Origin of the sequence: Peptoniphilus sp. SGI.035 (genome assembly GCF_050315115.1) — a bacterium.
Taxonomy (GTDB): Bacteria; Bacillota; Clostridia; order Tissierellales; family Peptoniphilaceae; genus Peptoniphilus_A.
In genome coordinates, this window is record NZ_JBNPOJ010000006.1 from 25,975 (window position 1) to 45,384 (window position 19,410).

At 31.3% G+C, this 19,410-nt stretch carries 21 protein-coding genes and 2 other annotated features; of the genes, 2 read left to right on the top strand and 19 right to left on the bottom strand.

Going from position 1 to position 19,410, the window contains the following annotated elements; all coding sequences use genetic code 11:
• Position 1: 1 nt before the first annotated feature.
• The 12 genes from ACQRC6_RS04405 to ACQRC6_RS04460 form a co-directional block, all read right to left on the bottom strand.
• The gene (locus tag ACQRC6_RS04405) at positions 2-1,048 is read right to left on the bottom strand and encodes a SufB/SufD family protein (RefSeq protein WP_427847914.1); all 1,047 of its coding nucleotides are present in this window, start codon (positions 1,046-1,048) and stop codon (positions 2-4) included.
• A gap of 7 nt (positions 1,049-1,055) precedes the next feature.
• Positions 1,056-2,468: a Fe-S cluster assembly protein SufB gene (gene sufB, locus ACQRC6_RS04410; RefSeq protein ID WP_427847915.1), complete on the bottom strand. Its 1,413-nt coding sequence runs from the start codon at positions 2,466-2,468 to the stop codon at positions 1,056-1,058.
• Positions 2,469-3,215 carry a Fe-S cluster assembly ATPase SufC gene (gene sufC, locus ACQRC6_RS04415; protein ID WP_427847916.1) on the bottom strand — a complete coding sequence of 249 codons (747 nt, stop codon included), beginning with the start codon at positions 3,213-3,215 and terminating at the stop codon, positions 2,469-2,471.
• Between the two features lie 126 nt (positions 3,216-3,341).
• Positions 3,342-3,701 carry a YraN family protein gene (locus ACQRC6_RS04420; RefSeq protein ID WP_427847917.1) on the bottom strand — a complete coding sequence of 120 codons (360 nt, stop codon included), beginning with the start codon at positions 3,699-3,701 and terminating at the stop codon, positions 3,342-3,344.
• A complete protein-coding gene (locus tag ACQRC6_RS04425; protein WP_427847918.1) occupies positions 3,695-4,312 on the bottom strand; it encodes a ribonuclease HII in 618 nt (205 codons plus the stop codon). Before ACQRC6_RS04425 ends, ACQRC6_RS04420 begins: the two co-directional genes overlap by 7 nt.
• A complete protein-coding gene (gene ylqF, locus ACQRC6_RS04430) occupies positions 4,299-5,150 on the bottom strand; it encodes a ribosome biogenesis GTPase YlqF (protein ID WP_427847919.1) in 852 nt (283 codons plus the stop codon). Before ylqF ends, ACQRC6_RS04425 begins: the two co-directional genes overlap by 14 nt.
• The gene (locus tag ACQRC6_RS04435; RefSeq protein ID WP_427847920.1) at positions 5,151-5,978 is read right to left on the bottom strand and encodes an HAD-IIB family hydrolase; all 828 of its coding nucleotides are present in this window, start codon (positions 5,976-5,978) and stop codon (positions 5,151-5,153) included. It abuts the gene before it with no gap.
• A gap of 7 nt (positions 5,979-5,985) precedes the next feature.
• Entirely contained in the window at positions 5,986-7,074 is a 1,089-nt protein-coding gene (gene ychF, locus ACQRC6_RS04440) for a redox-regulated ATPase YchF (RefSeq protein ID WP_427847921.1), read from the bottom strand.
• A gap of 118 nt (positions 7,075-7,192) precedes the next feature.
• Positions 7,193-8,101: a hypothetical protein gene (locus ACQRC6_RS04445; RefSeq protein WP_427847922.1), complete on the bottom strand. Its 909-nt coding sequence runs from the start codon at positions 8,099-8,101 to the stop codon at positions 7,193-7,195.
• A 19-nt stretch (positions 8,102-8,120) separates the two neighbouring features.
• Positions 8,121-8,795 carry a hypothetical protein gene (locus ACQRC6_RS04450; protein WP_427847923.1) on the bottom strand — a complete coding sequence of 225 codons (675 nt, stop codon included), beginning with the start codon at positions 8,793-8,795 and terminating at the stop codon, positions 8,121-8,123.
• Positions 8,796-8,848: 53 nt separating this feature from the next.
• Positions 8,849-8,992: a hypothetical protein gene (locus ACQRC6_RS04455; protein ID WP_427847924.1), complete on the bottom strand. Its 144-nt coding sequence runs from the start codon at positions 8,990-8,992 to the stop codon at positions 8,849-8,851.
• Between the two features lie 350 nt (positions 8,993-9,342).
• The gene (locus ACQRC6_RS04460; RefSeq protein ID WP_427847925.1) at positions 9,343-9,576 is read right to left on the bottom strand and encodes a hypothetical protein; all 234 of its coding nucleotides are present in this window, start codon (positions 9,574-9,576) and stop codon (positions 9,343-9,345) included.
• Between the two features lie 140 nt (positions 9,577-9,716).
• On the opposite strand from ACQRC6_RS04460, the gene ACQRC6_RS04465 reads away from it, so the two are divergent.
• Positions 9,717-11,078 (top strand): ATP-binding cassette domain-containing protein, encoded by a 1,362-nt coding sequence (locus tag ACQRC6_RS04465; RefSeq protein WP_427847926.1) that lies wholly within the window; start codon positions 9,717-9,719, stop codon positions 11,076-11,078.
• The gene (locus ACQRC6_RS04470) at positions 11,068-11,907 is read left to right on the top strand and encodes an ABC transporter permease subunit (RefSeq protein ID WP_427847927.1); all 840 of its coding nucleotides are present in this window, start codon (positions 11,068-11,070) and stop codon (positions 11,905-11,907) included. The genes ACQRC6_RS04465 and ACQRC6_RS04470 overlap by 11 nt, the downstream gene beginning before the upstream one ends.
• A gap of 64 nt (positions 11,908-11,971) precedes the next feature.
• Here ACQRC6_RS04470 and ACQRC6_RS04475 read toward each other — a convergent pair whose 3' ends face one another.
• From ACQRC6_RS04475 to hflX, 7 genes are all read right to left on the bottom strand, one after another.
• On the bottom strand, positions 11,972-12,793 hold the full coding sequence (locus ACQRC6_RS04475; protein ID WP_320850100.1) for an ABC transporter ATP-binding protein: 822 nt from the start codon (positions 12,791-12,793) through the stop codon (positions 11,972-11,974).
• Complete coding sequence (locus ACQRC6_RS04480) at positions 12,780-13,664, bottom strand: ABC transporter permease (protein WP_427847928.1); 885 nt, start codon at positions 13,662-13,664, stop codon at positions 12,780-12,782. The genes ACQRC6_RS04475 and ACQRC6_RS04480 overlap by 14 nt, the downstream gene beginning before the upstream one ends.
• A 23-nt stretch (positions 13,665-13,687) precedes the next feature.
• Positions 13,688-14,677 carry an ABC transporter substrate-binding protein gene (locus ACQRC6_RS04485; protein WP_427847929.1) on the bottom strand — a complete coding sequence of 330 codons (990 nt, stop codon included), beginning with the start codon at positions 14,675-14,677 and terminating at the stop codon, positions 13,688-13,690.
• A 36-nt stretch (positions 14,678-14,713) separates the two neighbouring features.
• Positions 14,714-14,946: a binding site (T-box leader), on the bottom strand.
• Positions 14,947-15,048: 102 nt separating this feature from the next.
• Positions 15,049-16,023: an ABC transporter substrate-binding protein gene (locus ACQRC6_RS04490; protein WP_427847930.1), complete on the bottom strand. Its 975-nt coding sequence runs from the start codon at positions 16,021-16,023 to the stop codon at positions 15,049-15,051.
• Between the two features lie 49 nt (positions 16,024-16,072).
• Positions 16,073-16,301: a binding site (T-box leader), on the bottom strand.
• 381 nt (positions 16,302-16,682) lie between these two features.
• Positions 16,683-17,399, bottom strand: a complete 717-nt coding sequence (gene nadE / locus ACQRC6_RS04495; RefSeq protein WP_427847931.1) for an NAD(+) synthase — start codon at positions 17,397-17,399, stop codon at positions 16,683-16,685.
• A gap of 8 nt (positions 17,400-17,407) precedes the next feature.
• Positions 17,408-18,040, bottom strand: a complete 633-nt coding sequence (locus ACQRC6_RS04500) for a YigZ family protein (RefSeq protein ID WP_427847932.1) — start codon at positions 18,038-18,040, stop codon at positions 17,408-17,410.
• On the bottom strand, positions 18,033-19,322 hold the full coding sequence (gene hflX / locus ACQRC6_RS04505; RefSeq protein WP_427847933.1) for a GTPase HflX: 1,290 nt from the start codon (positions 19,320-19,322) through the stop codon (positions 18,033-18,035). Before hflX ends, ACQRC6_RS04500 begins: the two co-directional genes overlap by 8 nt.
• Positions 19,323-19,410: the final 88 nt, after the last annotated feature.

The following is a 19,410-nucleotide window of genomic DNA, read 5'->3' on the forward strand; positions in this document are numbered from 1 at the left end:
ATTAATTTCCTCTCTTTATAATTTGTCTAACTGAATTCCAAACTTCCTCTTTTAATTTTTCATCTGCCAGTGCATCAATTGCTCGAGAAAATTTTGATTCAACTATTAGTGCTTCTGCTTCATCATAACTAATTCCTCTGCTCATTAGATAAAATACTTGATTCATGTCGAGTTTTCCTGCACTTGATGCGTGATTGCCTACTACATCATCTTCGTGAGCAAGCATTAGTGGCACTGAAATTGAGTTGACTGTGTCGTCAAGCAAAATTGAATACTCTTCTTCAGAGCCAACAGCCCCCTTTGCGCCTTCTATAAATTGTAAGTTTGACTTAAAATTTTTAAAGGATTTGTCCTTTAGTGCTCCATTTACCAAAATATCTGACTCAGTCTTTTTTCCTCTATGAATCATGTCGTAATTCATATTTAAATATTCCTCTTTTTGTCCAAAATAAATTGAATCTACAACTGAAGAGGATCTTTCACCAATAAGCTCTGCTTTATAGTTTGTGTATAGTTTTGATGCACCAAGTTCATATTGGTGAACAGATACCTTTGCGTCATCTTCTGTGAAAATTCCAATAGACTCGAGAACTAAAGATTTGTCATCATCTCTTACTATTACAAAAACTTCTACTTCTGAATTTTCTTTTGCAAGAACTTTTATAACAGAATTCCTAAATTTTTCACCATTGCCTGAGGAAGTGTAGTCAAGTATAACTTTCAATTTTGAATTTTTTTCTGCAATTATGTGTTGAAGGTCAAAAAGTTCACAATACTCATCATCTAGTTCAAATAATTTGAAATCTTCTTTGACTTCTCCTTCCTTTGCCACATAGGAATTGTAATAGTTTAAATATTTTCTATTTAATTCCAGTGCGTCAGATGAAATTCCATATTTTATTTTTTCAAATTCAGAAATTTCTCCTGGATTTTTTTCTCCTTCTTCTCTATATAATTTCCCTTTGATTTCTGGGATTTTTATTTCAGTTTCATTTACCTTTAAAAAACTAAAAGTTTTAAAGGCAATTTCATTTCCAATTATATTCATCTTTCACCTACCCAATTGATCCAACAAGTTCAAGGTTAATTAGATTATTCATTTCAACTGCATATTCCATAGGAAGTTCCTTTGCAATTGGTTCTGCAAATCCTCTTACGACCATTTCCCTTGCTTCTTGTTCAGAAATTCCTCTTGACATCAAATAAAAAATCACAGAGTCACTAATTCTTCCGATTTTTGCTTCATGTCCAATGTCAATGTCATTATTCTCTATTTTTATAGTTGGTATTGTGTCTGAACGGGACTCGCTATCAAGCATTAAAGATTCACATGAAGTTGAATTCTTTGAGCCCACTGCATTTTCCTTTATCTCAACAAGTCCTCTATAAATAGCAATTCCTCCAGATTTTGAAATTGATTTTGTGTTAATAGTTGACTTAGTATGAGGTGCTGCGTGAACAACTTGTGCACCAGTGTCGAGATTTTGTCCTTCCCCTGCAAAAGAAATTCCAGTAAATTCACTGCTTGCATTTTCTCCAACTAAAATTGATGCCGGATATAGCATTGAAACTTTTGAACCAAAGGAACCTGAAACCCATTCAATTTTTCCATTTTTCTCAACAATAGCTCTCTTTGTATTTAAGTTATACATATTTCTCGACCAATTTTCTATTGTTGAGTATCTTAGAGTTGCATTTTCGCCAACAAAAAGTTCAACGGCTCCTGCATGAAGATTTATTACATTGTACTTTGGAGCAGAACAACCTTCGATGAAATGACAATAAGCATCTTCTTCCACAATTATAAGGGTATGTTCAAATTGACCTGCGCCTGGTGCGTTAAGCCTGAAATAAGATTGTAAAGGTATGTCTACATTTACTCCCTTTGGAACATATACAAAGGAGCCACCAGACCAAACTGCATAGTGAAGAGCTGCATATTTGTGAAGATTTGGAGTGATACATTTTCCAAAATACTTTTTTACAATTTCTGGATATTTTTTTAGTCCAGTTTCAAAATCTGTATAAATTACTCCTTGGTCAGACAAATATTTTTGAATATTGTGATATACAACTTCAGAATCATATTGTGCCCCAACTCCAGACAACATAAATTCCTTCTCCGCTTCAGGAATCCCTAGTTTGTCAAAGGTATCCCTTATTTCTTCTGGAACATTTTTCCAGTCATCACTCATATCTGCATCAGGTCTAATATAAGTTGTAATTTCATCCATATCGACTTCAGATAAATCTGGACCCCACTCTGGATTTTTCTTTTCGTTGAAAATTTTTAATGCTTTAAGTCTACTTTCAAGCATCCATTCCGGTTCTTCCTTTTCCTTGGAAATTTGTCTAACAATTTCTTCTGTAAGACCCTTTTCAGTCTTTGATCTATAGGTAAATTTATTTTTAATGTCGTAGACTCCACGATCCATGTCTTCTACATAGGTTTTTTTTATCTTAGTCAATTATTTCACCTCTTCTCTTATCCAATTGAATCCATCCTCTTCGATTTTATCAATTAGAGAAGCGTCTCCTTCTTTTACAATTTGTCCATCTAAAATTACATGAACAAAATCTGGTTTAATGTTGTCAATTAATTCCTTGTGGTGAGTAATAATTAAAACTGCATTGCCTTTATTCAAGAATTTTTCAATTCCCCTTGATACAATTCTCGTTGCATCAACATCAAGCCCTGAATCAGTTTCATCTAAAATTGCAAGTTTTGGATTTAACATGAGCATTTGAAGAATTTCATTTTTCTTTTTTTCTCCACCAGAAAAGCCGACATTAAGATATCTTTCAGCGTAAGAAGAATCCATTTTTAACTCTTCCATTTCCTTCTTTATTTCCTTTTTAAATTTTAAAATAGAAATTGTCTTATCTTCCTTCAAAGATTTTGCAGTTCTAATAAAATTCTCCACAGAAATTCCCGGAACTTCTTCGGGAGTTTGGAAAGACATAAAAAGTCCCTTATTTGCCCTCTTATCAGTTGTAAGGTCTGTAATATCTTCTCCATCAAAAAATATTTTTCCGCTAGTTACATTGTAAACTGGATTATCCATGATTACATTGGCAAGTGTGGATTTTCCAGAACCATTTGGTCCCATAATTACGTGCACTTCGCCATAATTAATTTTTAAATTTATATTTTTTAAAATTTCCTTATCTTCCACGCCTGCACTTAAATTTTCAATTCTCAATAACTCTGTCATACTTCCTCCATTTATAAAAAATAATTCATACAAAATTACTATGTTTTTTTCTATTAACTATAATAACACAACTCTTTTAATAATCAAACATTATTTGAAAATAAAAAAAACTAGGCTTAACCTAGTTTATGAAAGCGTAAATGCCGACTCTATGTGATTGATTTCCTTTTCATTAAAATAAATTTCAATTATATCAAAGCGAACCATTATGTCGTAAAGATTTTTTTCCATAATATACGCTGTGGCAGTTTGAATTATATTTTGCATTTTAAATTCCGTAACAGCTTCGTAGGCATCGCCATATTTTCTCGAGTTACGAGATTTTACTTCAACAAAGACAATCTCTTCTTTATCCCTTGCTATTATGTCAATTTCTGTGCCAAGAGCTCTATAATTTCTCTCTAAAATTACATAACCCTTTTTCTCCAAAAATTTTGTAGCAATGCCTTCTCCACGATTGCCAAAAAATAAATTGTGTCCTACCATAGTTTCATATTCTTCAAAAAAGATTTTCTGTGCATATCAGTTGGGCCATAAGCCTTTAGAGCATCTCTATGATATTTTGTAGCATATCCCTTGTGTTTTTCAATGCCATAATGAGGATATTCTTCTGCCCACTTGTTGCAAAGATCATCTCGATAAACTTTTGCAATAATTGAAGCACAGGCAATGGAATAGCAAGACTCATCGCCCTTAATAATTGCATGTTGAAAAATCCCAGTTTCTATGGTTTCTGCGTCTATTAAAACACAATCTGCATTAATCTTTTTATTTTCCTTGTCGCGCAAATTTTCAAGAGCATTTATCATGGAAATGTGAGTCGCCATTTTTATATTTACTTTATCAATAATATCTGCACTTGCCCTTCCAATTCCAACAGCAATGCAAGATTCTAAAATTTTTGTATAGAGTTCTTCCCTTTTTTTAGGTGTTAACTTTTTTGAATCATTTACTCCATTGATGTACTCGTCCCTTGGCATAATAATTGCACAAGAAACTACATCGCCAAAAAGGCAGCCCCTTCCAACTTCGTCAATTCCGCAAATATTTTTGTATCCCTTGTCGTAATATTCATCTTCAAATTTATAAAAATTCATCTGGTTCCTCCAAGGTTATTCTTCCAAGAGTTCCCTTCCTAAATTCATCTAAAATAATTCCAGAAACTTTTTCATAATCTATTAATCCACCGCGCATAAGTGCGCCTCTGTTCTTTCCAATTTCGTCCATGATTTCAATTGGTTTCATATTTTCGACATTGGAAATTTTATATCTCTCTTCTATTGACTTTGGCACAATTTTTTTTAATTTTTCAATTAATTTTAAAGAGAGAGTTTCTCTATCCATAATTTCATCCTTTATCGCACCCGTAAAGGCTAGATTAAGTCCAACTTTTTCTTCAAACTTTTGCCACAAAACTCCCGGCGTGTCTAACAGATGAAGTTTTGAATGAATTTTTATCCACTGATTTGTCTTTGTAACTCCAGGTCTGTTCCCAGTTTTTGCAGATTTTGTGCCAGAAATCGAATTTATAAAAGTTGATTTTCCAGAATTTGGTATACCTACAATCATTGCACGAAGCGGCCCCTTATTAAGACCCTTGTCCTTATATTTTTTTATCTCTTCAGACATTAGTTCCTCAGATTTCTTTACGACTAGAGCCACATTTGGCTTCATTGCATTGTAAGAAATCGCAAAATTATTTTCATCGGTAATTCTTCTCATCCACTCTTCATTTAATTTTGGATTTGATAAATCAGACTTATTAAATATTAAAAGTCTTTTTTTATTTTTTAAAAGGTCCTTAAAAAGAGGATTTCTACTTGAGAAGGGAATGCGAGAATCAATAATCTCTATTACAAAATCCACGAGTTTTAATTTTTTCTCAATATCCTCAATTGTCTTTTTCATATGACCTGGATACCAGTTAATATTCATTTAATCACCAAATAAAACCTTGTCTAAAATTTTTACTGCTCCATCATTATTATTATCATAATCAGAAACTACATCTGCAACTTCTCTAAGTCTTTTTACTCCATTTTTCATTGCAATGCCAAGTCCAACATTTTCTATTAGCATTACATCGTTAGAATCATCGCCAATAGCAGCAACATTTTTTAAATCCACATTTCTATTTTCTGCATATTTTTTTATCCCAAAAAATTTGTCGCCGCTTTTTTGTAAAACTTCAAGCATCCACTTTGGCTCTCTTCTAATTTTCATAATGTGAAAATTAAATCTGTCAGAAATTTCATCTCTCATTCTGTTTCTAAGAGCAACTAAATCATCATGACTTCCAGCAAATACAATTGAAAGTGGATTGCCCTTTATGTTTTCAAAATCATCTACTCCAAGATTCCTTCCCTTAAAAGCATCAACATAGGAGCCTTCAAAACTTTCAAAGTTCTTTTTCTTGTAAACAAGATCTATGCCATCATCCCTTTCAATATGAAGTGATGTGTAGACATTATCATTATCGTCAAAACTCATTACTCTTTTTAAATCCTCTTTGCTAATTGGATTTACATACTCAACTTTTCCAGTGAGATTACTCCTAATTACATTTCCATTATTGCAAATAAGGTCGATGTCCACATTATCTCCCACAAATTTGTGAGCAGAATAATATTCACGTCCAGTAGCAACTACGGGAATAATATTATTGGATTTTAGTTTTTCCACAAAGGATTCAAAACTCTTCGTAATAACTTTATCCGTAGTTAAAAGAGTTTCGTCTAAATCCATAGAAACAATTTTAATCATAAATCACCTATACATTAAATTTAAATACAATTACATCGCCATCTTCAACGACATAATCCTTTCCTTCACTTCTAATAAGTCCCTTCTCTCTTGCGACGGCAACAGAACCTGACTCAACTAAATCCTTGTAGCTAACTGTATCAGCTTTAATAAATCCTCTTTCCATGTCGGAGTGAATTTTTCCAGCAGCAGTTGGAGCCTTTGAACCCTTCTTAATAGTCCATGCTCTAGTTTCCATCTCGCCAGTAGTTAAGAAAGAAATTAACCCGAGAAGTTTGTAACTTGACTTAATCAATTTATCTAATCCAGATGAATCAAGACCAAGTTCTTCAAGGAAAAGTTCCTTTTCATCGTCGTCAAGAGTAGCAATTTCAGCTTCAATTTCTGCTGATATTACAACAACTTCATCGCCAGTTTTTTCTGCATATTCTTTTACTTTTTTCACATATTCGTTATCTTCTTTGTTTAAATCTTCTTCAGAAACATTGCACACATATATTACAGGTTTTGCACTTAAAAGAGAATAATTTTTTATGATTTTTTCTTCTTCCTCGTCAAGCTCAACCTCTCTTGCAGCTTTTCCCTTTTCAAGAGCATTTTTGATTTTTTCCAAAAGGTCTCTTTCCTTTGCAAGAGATTTTTCTGCTCTCGCCTTTTTTACAACCTTTGAATATCTATTTTCAACTTGTTCAAGGTCAGAAAAAATTAATTCTAAATTTATATTTTCAATATCACGAATAGGGTCAATAGATCCATCCACATGAATAATATTTTCGTCATCAAAACATCTTACTACATGAACAATGGCATCAACTTCACGAATATTTGATAAAAATTGATTTCCAAGTCCTTCGCCCTTGCTTGCACCTTTAACAAGCCCAGCAATGTCATAAAATTCTATATTTGTGTGAACTATTTTTTGTGAATTGCTTAATTTAGCAAGGACATCCAATCGTTCATCGGGTACATTTACAACTCCAATATTTGGCTCAATAGTTGCAAAGGGATAATTTGCAGCTTCAGCACCAGCACTTGTAAGAGCATTAAATAAAGTTGACTTACCAACATTAGGTAGTCCTACGATTCCAAGTTTCATTAGAAAACCTCCATTCAAATTAAAATTATATCATAATTAAAAAGCATAGGTCTATTAATAAAAAAATAGTGTCAGTCTTTACAACTAACACTATTATGATTAACACTTAAATTATATTTTATTTAGAACCATTTATCAGACCTAATATCTTTTTTCCTACATTAACACTCAGGTTCTTGTACTTAGTTTTGCCATTACCTATTCCATATGATACATAATATTTATTCCCAATTTTATTTTCTGGAATAAATGTGAAGGTTATATCATCATCCTTATCAGCTTTTATATTTACTATAACCGTTCCCTTATATGGTTCGTTTTTTAGTGGGTCTTCTGGTCCTTGACTACTAATGTTTTTTATGATTGTGTCCAAAATATCTTCTTTCAACTTACCTATTACAATAAAAGATTTAATATTTAGATCTTCATCTGTAATTACTTCTATATTCATAGATTGACATCCAATAGTCTTGTTATCAAGTGTAAATTTTTTATCATTTACTTTGCTTATTTCACTTGTGTTTAAAGTTATATATTCACTCTTTTGATTCATTGGAATTTTATAAATTTCACAAATTTCTTTTAAAGGCACATAGTTATCTCCATTAATCAAGTACATCTGCATTCCTTTAATTTCTTGTTTCTTTCCATTATCTTTATTTTCTTTTGAATAAGCAATTAATTTATGACTTGAATTAAAAATCTTTATTTTTTTATCAGATTTTACAGGCTTAATTTTAATGGAATTCTTCATTTTCAACATCTTTGGTTGGATATTTAACATTACGCTATTTGATGCACTATCATAATTCACAAAACTATCATTTTGTTTGTCGAAAAAATCTAGGAAATCCCTTAATTTAATGAATAGGGCATCTTTCATATAAAAAGCTTGGATATCTTCTCCGCAATAATTTATTTCACACTTTACTGCATAAATTTCTTTACTTTTTGCTTGGGATATACTGGGGATAAGAACCATCCCCAGTATGAAGATAAATAAAATTTTTAACGATTGTTTTATCATACTATCCACCTTTTAAACTTTAATAAAATCCATTATAACTTCGATTTCCGAAAAATCTAATTGGGCAGTATTCAGGCACTTTATTTGCCGCATCGAGCGCAGCTTGACGAACTGATTTACTACTAGAAGGAGAATTCCAAAATTGCCATAAATAATTATAGCTAAAATATCCTCCTACTGAGTCATAACCCATTCTAGCTAGTCCTGATTGAGCATCTGTTACAGATTCTTTCGGATAAGGTATTTCACTATCAGAAACTGACATTGCCCCTGCATTGTACAGGTACAATTCTCCTCCAACAATTTCACCAGAATATAAATCTACATACACTTCTACTTTTTCATTTTTTAGGATATAAACTTCCTTAATTATTTGATCTTCTAAGTTTTCTTCACTTATAATAACAGGTTCAGTTTCTTCTTTTCCATCCATCAGCCTAAAAAAATCTTTATTAGGAATAGCAGTTCCAACACTAACTTCTTGAATTTCCCCTTTATTGTATTTTTGCAAGAATTCATTTGCTATTCTTATGGCTTTATCTTTTGGGATTGGATTTCTAGTTTGGCTAAAACTTCTCAAAGAAATTTCCTCTTTCTCTATACCCTTTTTCTTAAAGCTAACTAAAGCTCCATTTTCTGTATCTATATAAACATCATAAGCATCATATTGATTATGCCCACCATAAGGCATCATCTTTTCATATCTTAATTCTTAATAGAAGGAATAGTCTAATGAACCATCAGAGTTCATCCTCTCTTCTCTACTAGTCCAATTAAAAATACCATCGTCACTTTCTTTTCATTATCAACTTCATTTTCTAAAGCAAATATACTAAAAGAACATACTAATAGCATTATTGCTATTAAAACAAAACTTTTGAAATATTTCAACGGTTAGTATAGATGATAATATTCCAAACAATATATTGTCTACGTTAAAATTTTTATATAATAAAAACTTAATTACTTCTAATAAAACAACAATGATAAAAGTAACTTTAAGATAATTTTTACTGTTCTTTTTTAAAATTAAAATAAAAATTGGAATTAAGTAAACTATTGGCAATATTATAAATTTAAAAAAAGAAAAATAGCTTAATTCATCTGTCATAGTTATGAAACCGTAAGGATAATTTACAATAGATTTAAATGGAATAATATTAATCCTTGGATAAAAATTATTTATTCTTCTAAACAAAATAAAAAATATAAAGAATACATAAACGAAACCCGATATGTATTTATTTATTTTCAAAAAAAATATTATTTCCTTTATTATCCATAGATAAAGCAAAAATATATCCCAAAAGCAATAAAGCTAGAAATAATACAAAAAATCGCATTACAGTATCCTTATCTATTAAAATCTCTCCTTTTGCCATTCCTGGCAAAACACTCGTTAACATTGCAAGCAATATAAATATTCCCAAATAAGAACTTACTAAAAATATTAAAGGTATAATTTTCTTTTTCATAAAAAACCCCTTAAATTTTATCGCTTCTTTTTGCTAAATATATAATTCATCTACTTATTAGTATATCACTAGATTAAATAAAGGCAATGCACTTTATTATAATTTTTATATCCTTTTAATTAGCTGTTTTTTATTGTATAATGAGTTTATCAATTATTAAAGAGGTGAACAGTATGAGTGCCATCGTCATAAATGACCTGACAAAACGCAAGGGCAAAGAAAAAATTTTATCTAACTTAAATTTAGAAATTTTAGATGGCGAATTTTTCTCTCTTCTTGGAATAGAAAAATCCGGAAAAACAACTCTTGCAAGAATTATTATGGGATACTTAAAACCTAGTAGCGGATCTATTAGGGTTTATGATATGGATTCCTTTAAAGAATCAAAAGAAATAAAAGAAACTGTGTCCTTCGTACCTGAAGATATGATTTTCGATTCAAAAATAAAATCTTATGCTTTATTAAAGAAGACACTTAGCACGCGTGATTTGTCTAACACAGAAGATATTGATGTCTTCTGTGATTATTTTGAGTTTAATTCAAATTTAAGAATTTGCGATTTAAGAGATAGGGAAAGAAAACTATTTGCTATTATTAACGCTCTTGTTATTAAACCAAGACTTCTAATATTAGATAGCCCTTCTAAATTTTTGGAAGAAAAAGATGTTGATAGGCTTTTCTCTCACATAAAAAAATTAAATGAAACAGAAGGTTTAACTGTTTTGCTTTTATCTGATTCATTAAGAGAAGCAAAAAAATATTCTCAACGCATCGCTTACTTATCTGATGGTAAAATTCAAGATATTGAATACAACAATGTGAAAGCTGCTGGAGATAAAGTATTAAAAATCGACTCTTATAGAGGGAATTTAAATTACTTTACTTCAATAGGAGCAAGAATTATTAAAGATGAAGAAGAAACAGTCCTATACTTTGATGGAGCACTTCCTGAACTTTCAAAGGTAATCTACGAGGAAGCTCTTGAAAATTATGTGCTTGAAGATGCAAAATTATGCGATAAAGTAAATGCCTACTACAAGGGAGAAAATGCAAAACTTCCTAGAAAGAAAACTGAAGCACCAAATAAAGAAGTAGTTGAAAGTTCAACAGAAAAAATTTCTGCAAATACAGTTGAAACTTCTAATGTTAACGGTGTAACAGAAGGCACGCTAAAAGTAAAGGAAGGCGAAAATAATTTCACTGAAGTGGATGGTGTAAAATTAGAAAATTCTGAAAAAGATATAATCCACAATACAAAGACAAATCTCTTTGTAGATGATGAGTTCAAAAGTGTTGTGCCCGATGAAAAAATTTCTAAGGATCTAAATAATGATATTTTCGCTGACAATGAAGTTGAAGAAAATTCTAATGATAAATCAGAAAGTCTAAAATTAAATTTAGATGAAAATAAATCTGATGACACAATTATTTTTAAAACCTCTGACGACGTCTTCAATGTAACAGAAGATACAAGACTAAAGGAGGACAAAGATGATATTTAATATGGAATTTAAATCAAATTTTGCAAAGATGATATCTTGGGCAATTGTCCTGATAATTTTACTTGGACTTATGCTTGCCTTTTATCCTTTCCTTGCAGAATCACAAATGAACTCGCTATTTAACTCAGTGCTAGAAGGTTTTAACGAGCCTGCTAGAAATATCTTAGGGCTTTACGACGGAATTGACATAGTAAACATTGGCGACTACATTGCTCTTGTTTACCATTATCTTGCAGTTCTAATTTTTATATTTGCAATGCAACTTGGAGCAAATTCTCTTTCAAAGGAACAAAGCTCTGGTAATATTGAATACATTTATTCAAACCCAATTTCAAAATCAGAAATTGTAACTGGCAAAATTGCTGCCAACTTGTTAATTTATATTTTATTTTTAATAATAATGGCACTTGCAACAGTGGGACTTGTCCTTGGAATTTCTTCAATAGGAATTGGCGGAAGTGAATCTGCACAAATAACAAGTTTTGAAATTTTTGAAGCAGTTATAAAAGTTTTTATTGGACTACTTGGCTCTGGTCTTGTATTTATGTCCATTGGCTTCTTTTTCTCTGCAATGTCAAAATCTTCTCTACACCAAGATGCAATTGCCGCACTTTTTGTATTTTTAATTGTATTACTTACAATCGTAGGAAAAGTTATCGGCGATATCTTTGGAATGATTATATCTTACTTCCCTAACGAAGCCTTTAGACCTTATAGCTTCGTGAGTGCTGACCTAAATATAATTGGCTTAATCGCAAATGCAATTATATTTGTGCTAATGATAATATTGACTTACTCAATTTATTCAAACAAAGAACTTAAATATTAATTAAAAAAATCCTACTCTTCATCGGGTAGGATTTTTTAATGCAATTATTCTTATAATTATACATTTAAGCAAATTTTTTTACTTGTTTTAAATTTTCCAAATTTTCTAATTTTTCTGATTCTAAATTATTTGATTCTTCGATTTTTTCATTGTAAATTCTATTTAATTCTTCTTCTGTAACTTCACTTGGAAGTATGTCAAGTACAACTTTTCCCTTATTTAACATTATAATTCTGTCAGAATATTCTATTGCGTTTTTCAAGTTATGAGTAATCATAAGTGTCATGATTTTTTCTTTTTTAATAAGGTCATTTGTCTTGTTCATTATTATCTTAGATGTCTTTGGATCAAGAGCCGCTGTGTGTTCATCAAGTAAAAGTATTTTTGGTTTTTTTACTGTTGCCATTAAGAGTGAAAGTGATTGCCTTTGACCACCTGATAGGAATTTTACTTGCGTCTTTAATTTGTTTTCAAGACCAAGGTCAATGCTCTTTAATTTTTCAATTATCTTTTCATTATTGTTTTTGTCAATTAATTTTCTGAAAGTAAATTTATGTCCCTTTTTAAATGCCATGGACATATTTTCTAAAATATTTAAGCTTTGGCAAACTCCCTTTGATGGATCTTGATTTACCTTTCCAATGTCAATTGCTCTCTTGTCTTCAGATAATTTTGCAATGTCAACATCGTCTAATAAAATTTCTCCTGAATCTGGGTTTAGTGATCCACTAATCATATTAAATAGTGTGGACTTGCCACATCCATTTGGCCCCAAGATTGCAACGCATTTATTGTCTTCGATTTCAAGGGAAAAGTTATCAAATACTTGATTTTCTTCATCCATTCCCTTGTAAAAAGTTTTTGATATGTTTTTAATTTTTAGCATTTTCTTCCCTCTTTCCCTTTAATACAGATAGTCCCTTTGATGAAACATTGTTATAAACTATAAAGAACACTACTATTATTGCAGTTATTCCCTTTAAATCACTTGGAGCAAGTCCAATGTATAGTGCAATTCCATATATAATTCTATAAATTATGGCACCAATTATCGCCCTTGTAGTTCTATTTAAAAAGTTTGCATTCTTTAAAAAGGCATCGCCAATAATTACTGATGCAAGTGCTGATACTATTATGGATTGACCCATTGTAATGTCTGCGTAACCATTTGACTGTGCCATAAGTGCTCCTGCTAATGCTGCAAGTGCATTTGAAATAATAAGCCCTATTGCAATGTACTTGTCGGGATTTTTGCCAAGGGCTTTTACTAAAGTTTCATTGTCCCCTGTTGCTAAAATCAAATATCCCTTTTCTGTTTTTAAAAACCAATCTAAAATAATTTTTATAATTAATGTAATAATTATTAAAATTAAAATCTTTGGAACGGATTCAAAAAGTTGAAAAACAGTTTTGAAATCAAAGAAAGTAACATTTGGTGTGCCAGTAATTCTTAAATTAACTGAATACAAAAATGTCATTGTAAGAATACCGGCAAGTATTGCTTGAATTTTAAATTTTCTAAATAATATATAAGTTATATATCCCCCAATACCTCCTGCAATTAGTGAAACTACCATTGCAAGTATTGGATTTATCCCTAAAGTTAACATCTTAGCAAAAGAAAAAGCTCCTAGCGGAAAGGTTCCTTCAACTGACATATCTGGGAAATCTAAAATTTTAAATGTTATTACTACTCCTATTGTCAATATGGAAAATATAAGTCCCATGACAATGGATTCCATTATTACTGAATTCAACTTTCTTCCTCCTAATTTTAAATCTATTCTACTACCTTTGCGTCTTTCATCAATTTTTCATCTTTGCTAAGTCCTATAGCTTCAGCAGTTTTTTTGTTTACAACTTTTCTAGTATCTGTTGAAAATACTACTGGAACTTCACTTACTTTTTTACCACCAAGTATTTCACTTGCCATGCCCGCTGCTTTCTTGCCAAGGTCTAAATAGTCGACGCCTGAACTTATTAAAATTCCATTTTCAACTGGTCCTTCTTCTGATGCAAAGGAAGGAATTTTTGCTTCCTTTAAGCTTTCTGCAATAATAGTTGATGCTGATGAAATTGTGTTATCTGTAATAGCCATGAAGATGTCTATTTTTGGCTCAATTGTCTTTATTGCAGTTGAAACGTCGTTAATATTATTTACTCCAACTTCAACTACATTTAGTCCAAAACCTTCTGCAGATTTCTTTAATTCTTCAACTTGGAATTTTGAATTTGCTTCGTTAGTAGAAAACATTACTCCAATATTTTTTATATTTGGGAAGATGCTAATCATTTCTTCAAGTTGTGCTGAAATTGAAAAATAATCGCTTACTCCTGTTACATTTCCCTCTGGTGCTTCAAGATTTTTTAGCAAATCTGCACTTTCTGGATCAGTTACTGCGTTAAAAATAATTGGAATTTCCTTTTCGCCATTTTTTGCACCTTGTGCTGCTGGAGTCGCTATTGCATAAATCAAATCAACATTTTTATCTTGAAAAGATTTTATAATTGATGGAACAACTGTAAGATCTCCATTTGCATTTTTAGAAATAATTTCCACATCTGGATTTGTCTTTTCAAGTTCATCAACAAACCCCTTTCTTGCTCTTTCAAGGGCAATGTGGTCGGCAAGTTGAATTATGCCAACTTTTTTTGCACCTTCTGTACTTCCTGTCGTAGTTTCTTCTGCTGGCTTTTTATTTTTTGCACCTGAGCAAGAAACTAAAAATAATGACAATAAAACTAAAACAAATACTCTTCTAAATTTCATAAAAACCTCCATAAAATAAAAAAAATCTTTCATCCACATTGGGACGAAAGATTGACTTCGCGGTACCACCCGATTTTATAATCTAAAAAGATCACCTCATTTTAAGGTCTAACAACCTCTAGCCTCAGTTAACGGTGGCTTCCGTACTTGCCTACTAATTTCAACAAATAAGCTTAAGAGTGTATATTAAACTTCTGTGTATTGCCTCGCACCATACGGCAACTCTCTTAAATCATCAAAAATTCTTTTTTCTCTTTCAACGCTTTTTTCAAATTAACATGATTATAATCTAGTAGCACAACAAAGTCAAGCCTTTTTTTATTTTTATCCCAAAATTTTTATTTAGTTTTTATTTTTTTCTGCTATGAAAATTATTTTATAATTTCTGCATCCTTTAAATTTTCGTTGTTAAGGTCAAGTCCAAGTGCCTTAGCAGTTTTTTCATTTACTTTCTTCTTTGAAGTCTTGTTGTCTTCTGCGTGAACATTTTTAATATCTTCGCCCTTTAAAATTTTTATTGCAAGATCCGCTGCTTGTCTTCCATGCTCATAGTAGTCCACACCTTCACTCATTAAAAGACCCTTTGAAACTTGTCCTTCTTCAGCAGAAATTGATGGAACCTTATCCTTTAATAAGTTTTCAGCAACTATTGGTCCAGCTGAAGCAACAGTATTATCAGTTAGCGCATAGTAAGCATCTATCTTTCCAGTTAAAGTTGAAAGAGCTTGACCAATGTCGTTAATATTATTTATTCCAATACTTTCAAGTTTAAGTCCAAGGTCATGGCAAGCACTTTCTAAAGCTTCAACTTGTACCTTTGAATTTGCTTCGTTAGTAGAAAAAATTGTACCAATAGTTTTTATATTTGGATAAATCTTTAGGAAAGATTCAATTTGATTCTTTGCAGAAACTGCATCATTTACTCCCGTGATATTTGTAATTTTATCTGGCGCTTCAATTAAACCGGCTTCCACTGGGTCTGTAACTGCAGAATAAATAATATTTTTGTTTGGAAGAGCTGTCTTTGCTCCCTGTGCAGCTGGTGTTGAAATCGCATAAACTAATTTGTATTCGTCTTTTTCAAATTTTTTTGGCGCAGTAGTAGTTAAAGCTTGGTCGCCTTGCAAATTTTCAACTTCAACTTCTGCATCAATTCCCTCTTCTTTTAGCCTATCTTCAAAACCCTTAAGTGCATTGTCAAGAGATACGTGTTCAATATATTGGATAGCTCCAATTTTTATTTTTCCATCATTTTTTTCTGCCTTTTTATCTGTACTGCAAGCAGCAAGAGATGCAGCAAGGGCACCTACCATAACAATTTTTACCATTTTCTTTAAATTTTTCATTTTTTCCTCCAAAAGAATTATTTAAAATAATAAAAAAATCCCTCGCCCAACATAGGGCGAAGGATTCGCGGTACCACCTAAATTCGAAATAAAAATATTTCCTCTTTAAAGATCTAACAATCTCTAGTCTATGATAACGGTGACTGCCGTGGAGATCTACTAATTTTCAATCTTCATGCTTAAGAGTGAATATATGATACTAACTTATCTGTGGGCTCTCACCATCCCCACTCTCTTTGAGACTCACTAAATATCTTTTTCTCTTTCATGGCATTTATTATTTTATGTATGACATTATATTCTAGTAAAATATTTTTGTCAAGCACTGTTTTTAAATTTTTTTAATTTAAAAGTTTAGAGCTGTAAATAATATATCTCATCTTCCCTCGTCTATTATTTTTGTAAAAATACATAGAATAATAATCCCATAAATTATTATTTTATATTTTCTGCAATTAATCCTTCTTTTTAATTTTATAAATAATTAGACTAATTACAATATAAACAACAATGCCCAAGAGATGAGTTTTTATTGCATTGGGATTAAGCCTTCCTGTCTTGTAATAAAAAAATCCATTAAATAGCACCATAAAAAATATTAAAATGAATAAATTTTTAATCCTATCTTTTAACATTATTTCAACTCCTTAAATCAAAATTTATATTTCAAACTTTGGAGGCATAATTCTCTTGTGTTCTGAATTTTTGTGCATTCTATCGATTTTTTCTTTTACTTCTTTATCAGGAATTTTTTCCCCTCTAATGTATGAGTCTAAAACTTCATAAGTAAAGCCCATTTCATCTTCGTCAGTTTGTCCAACCCAAAGTCCTGCTGATGGTTTTTTATTTATTATAAAATCTGGCAAGCCAAGTTCCTCTGCAATTTTAAAGATATCCGTCTTTAAAATATTTGCAATTGGCATAATGTCAGCGCCAGAGTCCCCATATTTAGTTGAATAACCAAGATAACATTCGCTTGCATTTGATGGTCCAAGGACTAAGTAGCCAAGGTCTTGTGCATAATAATATAATGTTGTCATCCTAAGTCTCGGCTTAATATTTGATCTTGCCATTTTATTTTCGGAAGTAAAGGATGCCTTCATTAGTTCATAAAATGTACTTGTAAGATCAATTGTCTTTGTATCTAAACCAATTGCTTCTGCAATTTTTAGTGCATCTTCTCTATCTTTGTCTATGCTATCGCAGGGCATAATTAGTCCAAGAGAATTTTCTGGAAAAACTCTTTTTGCAACTGCCGCTACAACTGCTGAGTCAATTCCTCCTGAAAGTCCAAAGACAAATCCCTTTGCGCCAACTTTTTTTGCGTAATCTTCTGTCCACTTTACTAAATTTTCTGTAACTTTTTTATAATCCATAGTTTCTCCTAATAAATAATTTTTCCATCAATTGTTGGAAGTTCAATATCTTTTAAGCTTTCCATTTTAAAGTTTGCACTTGTCATATCTCTTATTTTATCTAAAATAGTTTTGTCTTCGCCAATGTCAATTGTAACTTCAACTTTGTCTGTATAATTTTCTTCAATGATTTTATAATTTTCATTTGCAAGTAAATTCATTATAGCACCGTGAAATGTGTAGTCGTAAATTATTTTTGTCCTTGTGAAAATTTTTCTAATAACTCTTTTTGATTCATCAAGTGCTTTCACAACTGCTTCAGTATAGGCTCTAACAAGCCCTCCTGCACCAAGTTTTGTCCCGCCAAAGTATCGAGTTACAATTACAAGTACATTTTTCATTTCTTCTTTTTTCAATACTTCAAGCATGGGAATTCCTGCTGTGCCACTAGGCTCACCATCGTCAGAGTATCTCTGTGTAAGTCCATCTTCTCCAATAATGTAAGCATGGCAATTATGTGTTGCAGACCTTTCTAATTCTTTAATATTTTTTAAAATTTCAAGAGCTTTATCTTCACTTTTTACAAAGAAGGCTCGCCCAATGAAAATAGATTTTTTTATTTCTATTTCAGCTTTTCCATTTTTTAAAATTGAATTATACATTTACAACATAATCCTTTACTTTTTCATATTCGCCCTGATTAAGCCTTAATTCTAAATAAATGCCATCTTCTTCATAAATTGGCTTGGCATCAAATTTTTCTACTAGTTTGTATAGAAGGCCTGTATCTCCATAGGTAAATTTTAATTTTACGTCAAAATATTTTTCCTCGAGATTTTCTTCAATAATCTTTAGAAGGGCATCCATATTTTCATCTTTTTTTGCAGAAATATACACTTTTTTATCTGGAAGAACTGGAAGTGGTAAATTTATGTCGTATACATTTACCTTGTCAACCTTGTTAAAAACTGTGATTATATTTTTATCCAATACATCAATGTCTTTTAATATTGCCATAGTAGTTTTGTACTGAATTTCTAAATCCTCGCTTGATGCGTCAATGACGTGAAGAATTAAATCTGAATATTTTATTTCTTCAAGAGTTGATTTAAAAGCTTCCACAATTTTTGTTGGAAGTTTTGAAACAAAACCAACGGTATCAGAAATTATAAATTCACGCCCAGACAAAAGTCTAGCCTTCCTTGAAGATGGATCTAAAGTTTCAAAAAGCATGTTTCTTACAGAAACCTCTCCAGAATCCTCGTCCTTTAATCTATTTAAAATCGTAGACTTGCCTGCATTTGTATAACCAACAAGTGATACAATGGGAATATTGCTATCAAGTCTTCTAGTTCTAGTAGTGTCTCTAGTTTTCTTTGCCTTCTCAAGTTTTTCTTTAATCTTGTCGATTTCCCTTTTTAACCTTCTTCTGTCGGTTTCAATAATTTGCTCTCCAGGACCTCTTGTACCAATTCCACCACCAGTCCTTGACCATCCTTCGATGCCAAGAAGTCTAGGTAATTGATACTCCAACATTGCAAGTTCAACTTGAAGCTTTGCCTCGTAAGTTGTTGCTCGAAGTCCAAAAATATCCAATATTAAATTTGTCCTGTCGATTACTTTCTTTTTTATTCTCTTTTCCAAATTTCTTACTTGAATTCCAGAAAGTTCATCGTTAAAAACAATGGCATCAACTTCTAAAAGTTCTACCATTTCCTTTATTTCGTCAACTTTTCCAGAGCCAATTAAATATTTTGGATTAAACTTATAAATATTCTGCGTAACTTCTCCCACGACCTCTGCACCATCTGCAAAGACAAGGTCTGATAACTCCTTCATAGATGTCTCTAGTCTGTGAGGATAAGCACCAATATTAGTACCGACAATAATTACTCTCTCTAACTTTTTATTTGAATTTAAATTCTCTAAATAAACATTATCCATAATTATATTATACTACATAATGCTAAGATTAAAAAACTCACATAATAGTATTTGGCTTGCTAAAATGATATAATTAAAAAAAGGAGTA

Coding starts and splice junctions, on each gene's coding strand:
- ACQRC6_RS04405 (WP_427847914.1), bottom strand. CDS start 1,048: ATGAATATAATTGGAAATGAAATTGCCTTTAAAACTTTTAGTTTTTTA.
- sufC (WP_427847916.1), bottom strand. CDS start 3,215: ATGACAGAGTTATTGAGAATTGAAAATTTAAGTGCAGGCGTGGAAGAT.
- ACQRC6_RS04420 (WP_427847917.1), bottom strand. CDS start 3,701: ATGGTAGGACACAATTTATTTTTTGGCAATCGTGGAGAAGGCATTGCT.
- ACQRC6_RS04425 (WP_427847918.1), bottom strand. CDS start 4,312: ATGAATTTTTATAAATTTGAAGATGAATATTACGACAAGGGATACAAA.
- ylqF (WP_427847919.1), bottom strand. CDS start 5,150: ATGAATATTAACTGGTATCCAGGTCATATGAAAAAGACAATTGAGGAT.
- ACQRC6_RS04435 (WP_427847920.1), bottom strand. CDS start 5,978: ATGATTAAAATTGTTTCTATGGATTTAGACGAAACTCTTTTAACTACG.
- ychF (WP_427847921.1), bottom strand. CDS start 7,074: ATGAAACTTGGAATCGTAGGACTACCTAATGTTGGTAAGTCAACTTTA.
- ACQRC6_RS04445 (WP_427847922.1), bottom strand. CDS start 8,101: ATGATAAAACAATCGTTAAAAATTTTATTTATCTTCATACTGGGGATG.
- ACQRC6_RS04450 (WP_427847923.1), bottom strand. CDS start 8,795: ATGATGCCTTATGGTGGGCATAATCAATATGATGCTTATGATGTTTAT.
- ACQRC6_RS04460 (WP_427847925.1), bottom strand. CDS start 9,576: ATGAAAAAGAAAATTATACCTTTAATATTTTTAGTAAGTTCTTATTTG.
- ACQRC6_RS04465 (WP_427847926.1), top strand. CDS start 9,717: ATGAGTTTATCAATTATTAAAGAGGTGAACAGTATGAGTGCCATCGTC.
- ACQRC6_RS04470 (WP_427847927.1), top strand. CDS start 11,068: ATGATATTTAATATGGAATTTAAATCAAATTTTGCAAAGATGATATCT.
- ACQRC6_RS04475 (WP_320850100.1), bottom strand. CDS start 12,793: ATGCTAAAAATTAAAAACATATCAAAAACTTTTTACAAGGGAATGGAT.
- ACQRC6_RS04485 (WP_427847929.1), bottom strand. CDS start 14,677: ATGAAATTTAGAAGAGTATTTGTTTTAGTTTTATTGTCATTATTTTTA.
- ACQRC6_RS04490 (WP_427847930.1), bottom strand. CDS start 16,023: ATGAAAAATTTAAAGAAAATGGTAAAAATTGTTATGGTAGGTGCCCTT.
- nadE (WP_427847931.1), bottom strand. CDS start 17,399: ATGGATTATAAAAAAGTTACAGAAAATTTAGTAAAGTGGACAGAAGAT.
- ACQRC6_RS04500 (WP_427847932.1), bottom strand. CDS start 18,040: ATGTATAATTCAATTTTAAAAAATGGAAAAGCTGAAATAGAAATAAAA.
- hflX (WP_427847933.1), bottom strand. CDS start 19,322: ATGGATAATGTTTATTTAGAGAATTTAAATTCAAATAAAAAGTTAGAG.